This is a genomic window from Arthrobacter sp. Dra40 (genome assembly GCF_059091905.1).
Window position 1 is genome coordinate 1 of the sequence record NZ_JBNHHB010000368.1, and the last position, 3,334, is coordinate 3,334.

Sequence of the window (3,334 nt, forward strand, 5' to 3'; positions counted from 1 at the left end):
ATGGCCCCGCTGGTGGACCGCAGGCTCCGGGACAGCGTCCACGCGCAGGTGGCCGAGGCGCTTTCGCTTGGTGCGGCTGCGGCGGAAGGCGGTGCGGTGCCCGAAGGCCCCGGGGCGCACTACCCGGCCACCGTCCTGCTGGACTGCGCCGGGCACATGGCCGTGATGCAGGAGGAGACCTTCGGCCCGGTGGCCCCGGTCCAGGTGGTTGACAGCTTTGACGACGGGCTGCGTCTCGCGGCGGAAGGCCGGTACGGCCTGGCCGCCAATGTACTGACGGCGGACATGGAACATGCGCACCGCGCCGTGGTGGCGCTCCAGGTCGGCACCGTCAAGGTCAACGCCGTTTTCGGCGGCGCGCCAGGCGGTTCCGCCCAGCCCCGCCGGGACAGCGGCGCAGGCTTCGGCTACGGGCCCGAGCTGCTGGACGAATTCAGTGCGGTCAAAGTGGTCCATATGGGTCTGCCCGGCGGAGCACGGCCATGAGCAGCCCGCTGTCGGATGTCTCCGGGCTCGCCGGCTGGCTGCCGGCCCGGCTGGCCGAGGCCGCGCCGCAGGTCACCGTGGTGGGCGACGTGATGCTGGACGGCTGGTTCAGCGGACGCATCGAACGGTTCTGCCGGGAGGCGCCGGCACCGGTGGTGGACATGACCAAACGGGAGTACGCGCCCGGCGGCGCCGCCAACACGGCCATGAACCTTGCCGCCCTCGGCGCACGCGTGCGGATGGTCGGCTTGATTGGACCGGACGACGCCGGACGGCGGCTACGCTCCCTGCTTGAGGGGGCGGGGGTGGACACCGCGGGCCTGGTTGAACATGAAGATGTCCTGACCACCACCAAGTACCGCATCATCGGCGGCGACCAGATCATGCTGCGCTTGGACGAGACCATGAACAGAGTTCCGGAAGCGGCCCAGGGACAGCTGGCTGCGGCCGTGCCCACTGCCCTGACCGGCAGCGACGCGGTGGTGGTCTGCGACTACGGCACCGGCGGGTTGGGCGATGCCGTGCGTAGCGTGCTGGCCCGTCACCGCGGCGGCAGGCTGCTGGTGGTCGACGCCCATGACCCGCGGCTGTGGTCGGGGATCGCGCCGGACCTCGTCACCCCGAACGCCGCAGAGGCTGCCGCCCTGCTGGGCGTGACGCTGGACCCGGACACGGACCGGGCTGCCGTAGTGTCCGGTCATGCAGCCAAGCTGCTCACAGCAACCGGTGCCGGCGCCGCCGTCGTCACGCTCGACAAGGACGGTTCCCTCCTGATGATGCACGACGGCGGAACCCACAGGACGTGGGCAAGCCCGGTCAGCGAGAAGCAGGCGTCGGGAGCCGGCGACACATACGTGGCGTGCCTGACCCTGGCTCGGGCCGCCGGCCTGCCGCTGAGCACCAGCCTAGATTTGGCCCAGGCCGCCGCCGATGTGGTGGTGCACCGGCGTGGCACCTCGGTTTGCAGTACAACGGATCTGGCCGCGCACCTGGGGACCTTTTCCGACGCAGCCCTGGACGCGGAAGAGCTCGGCCAGACCGTAGCTTCCGAGCGGGCGGCGGGCCGGCGGATTGTGCTGACGAACGGATGTTTTGACGTGCTGCACCGCGGGCACACCCGCTACCTGACCCAGGCCAAGCAGTTGGGCGATGTGCTGGTGGTGGCGCTGAACAGCGACGCGTCCGCCAGGCGCCTCAAGGGACCGGACCGGCCGATCAACGCAGCTGCGGACCGGGCCGGCATCGTCGCTGCCCTCAGCTGCGTGGACTACGTGACCGTCTTCGACACCGACACGCCCATCCCGCTGATCGAAGCGATCCGGCCGGATATCTATGCGAAAGGCGGGGATTACTCGCCGGAGATGCTCGAGGAAACGGCAGTGGTGGAGGCCTGCGGCGGCGAGGTCTGCATCCTGGATTACGTCGCCGACCACTCCACGACCGCCGTGGTCCGGCGCATCCGTGGCTCGGCGCCGACGGCAGAAACCGGCACGCCTCAGGCAGCAGGAACCGATCTGGCATGAGCCGCAGGGGTTCGGGCAGCTGGGCCGTGCCACCACCGAGATCAGAGCCTGAGCTGAATGTCCTGGTGCCCAGCTATGGTCGGGAGGCTGAGCTGGCGGTGACGCTCTCCGGGCTGGCGTCCCAGGACGGCCCGGCCTTCTCCGTGGTGGTCAGCGATCAGTCCGACGCAGCGCCTGTCTGGGAGCATCCTGCAGTCGCTGCGATGGTCAGGGTGCTGGAAGCCCAAGGCCGGCCGGTCAGGCTGGAATGGCATCTGCCCCGGCGTGGTCTGGCCGAGCAGCGCGACTTCTTGCTCAACCTGGCCACGGCCGAACTCGTGCTGTTCCTGGATAACGATGTGTGGCTGGAGCCGGGCATGTTGGCCAGGATGACCGCTGCCATCCGCGAAGCAGGCTGCGGGTTTATTGGCGCGGCCGTGCAAGGCATGTCTTTCCTGCAGGATGTTCGCCCGGCGGAGCAAGAACCATTCGAACTGTGGGATGGGCCGGTGCGTCCTGAGCGCATCCGCCGCTCCGACGAACGGTTCACCCGCTGGCAGCTGCACAACGCGGCCAATCTGACCCATATCGCCGCGCGGCTTGGGATTCCCGAAGGCAGTTGGCGGCTGTACAAGATTGCGTGGGCCGGCGGCTGCGTGCTGTTCCGGCGGGACGCCTTGTTGGACTGCGGCGGCTTCGAATTCTGGCGCGAGCTGCCGCCCGGTCACGCCGGCGAGGACGTGGTGGCCCAATTGAGAGTCATGGAACGGTATGGCGGCGCAGGCATCCTGCCCTCCGGCGCCGTGCACTTGGAATCGCCCACCACGGTCACCGACCGTTCCACCGAGGCCTTGGACGTGATCCTGGGCGAATAAAGTTGCCCTGCCCACTCATGAATTTCTCCGGCTCCGCCGTCGAGCGACACCGCGGCCGCGGCCATCACGCCAGCCCGTGGGCATCGAGTGCGGCAGGCATGGCCTCAGAACGGCGGCGAGTCCTGTTCACTCGGTCGCGGTTCGTGTTGTGGGCTTGGTGGCGGCGTGTTCTGTGGCGGGTCCTGTTGTTGACTCTGTGACGGCGCTTCTTTCTGCTGGTCACCCGTTGCATGGTTCTTGCGGGCGGGGTGCCTGGCCGGCAGCCAATCGTCATCGGTGGATCCGTCCCCCGGCCCGGGTCGGGTCGGCGGTTGTACGACCAGCGGTTCGATTCGTTGCCTGTGCTCATCCGGGAGGGCGGCGGCGACGGCGGACGGGTAGGCCGGTTGGCCGGGCGCGTCGACGTCTTCGCCGGGCCGGTCGGTGTAGGTCCGGCCGGCCGGGGTGGTCACTTCGAACACCCCGGGTGAG

Annotated in this window: 4 protein-coding genes; 3 read left to right on the forward strand and 1 reads right to left on the reverse strand. The window is 69.1% G+C overall.

Translation table 11 applies throughout. The annotated features are described in order from the left end of the window. From AC5RWT_RS35885 to AC5RWT_RS35895, 3 genes are all read left to right on the forward strand, one after another. Positions 1 to 486, forward strand: a 486-nt coding sequence (locus AC5RWT_RS35885) for an aldehyde dehydrogenase family protein (protein ID WP_494084382.1), incomplete at its 5' end; no start/stop codon positions are given. Further along, positions 483 to 2,009 carry a D-glycero-beta-D-manno-heptose 1-phosphate adenylyltransferase gene (rfaE2, locus tag AC5RWT_RS35890; RefSeq protein ID WP_494084383.1) on the forward strand — a complete coding sequence of 509 codons (1,527 nt, stop codon included), beginning with the start codon at positions 483 to 485 and terminating at the stop codon, positions 2,007 to 2,009. The genes AC5RWT_RS35885 and rfaE2, both read left to right, overlap by 4 nt. Continuing rightward, a complete protein-coding gene (locus AC5RWT_RS35895; RefSeq protein WP_494084384.1) occupies positions 2,006 to 2,863 on the forward strand; it encodes a glycosyltransferase family 2 protein in 858 nt (285 codons plus the stop codon). The genes rfaE2 and AC5RWT_RS35895 overlap by 4 nt, the downstream gene beginning before the upstream one ends. A gap of 104 nt (positions 2,864 to 2,967) precedes the next feature. Here the strand turns inward: AC5RWT_RS35895 and AC5RWT_RS35900 are convergent. Continuing rightward, positions 2,968 to 3,334 (reverse strand): hypothetical protein (locus AC5RWT_RS35900; RefSeq protein WP_494084385.1); only part of this gene is annotated, 367 nt, incomplete at its 5' end.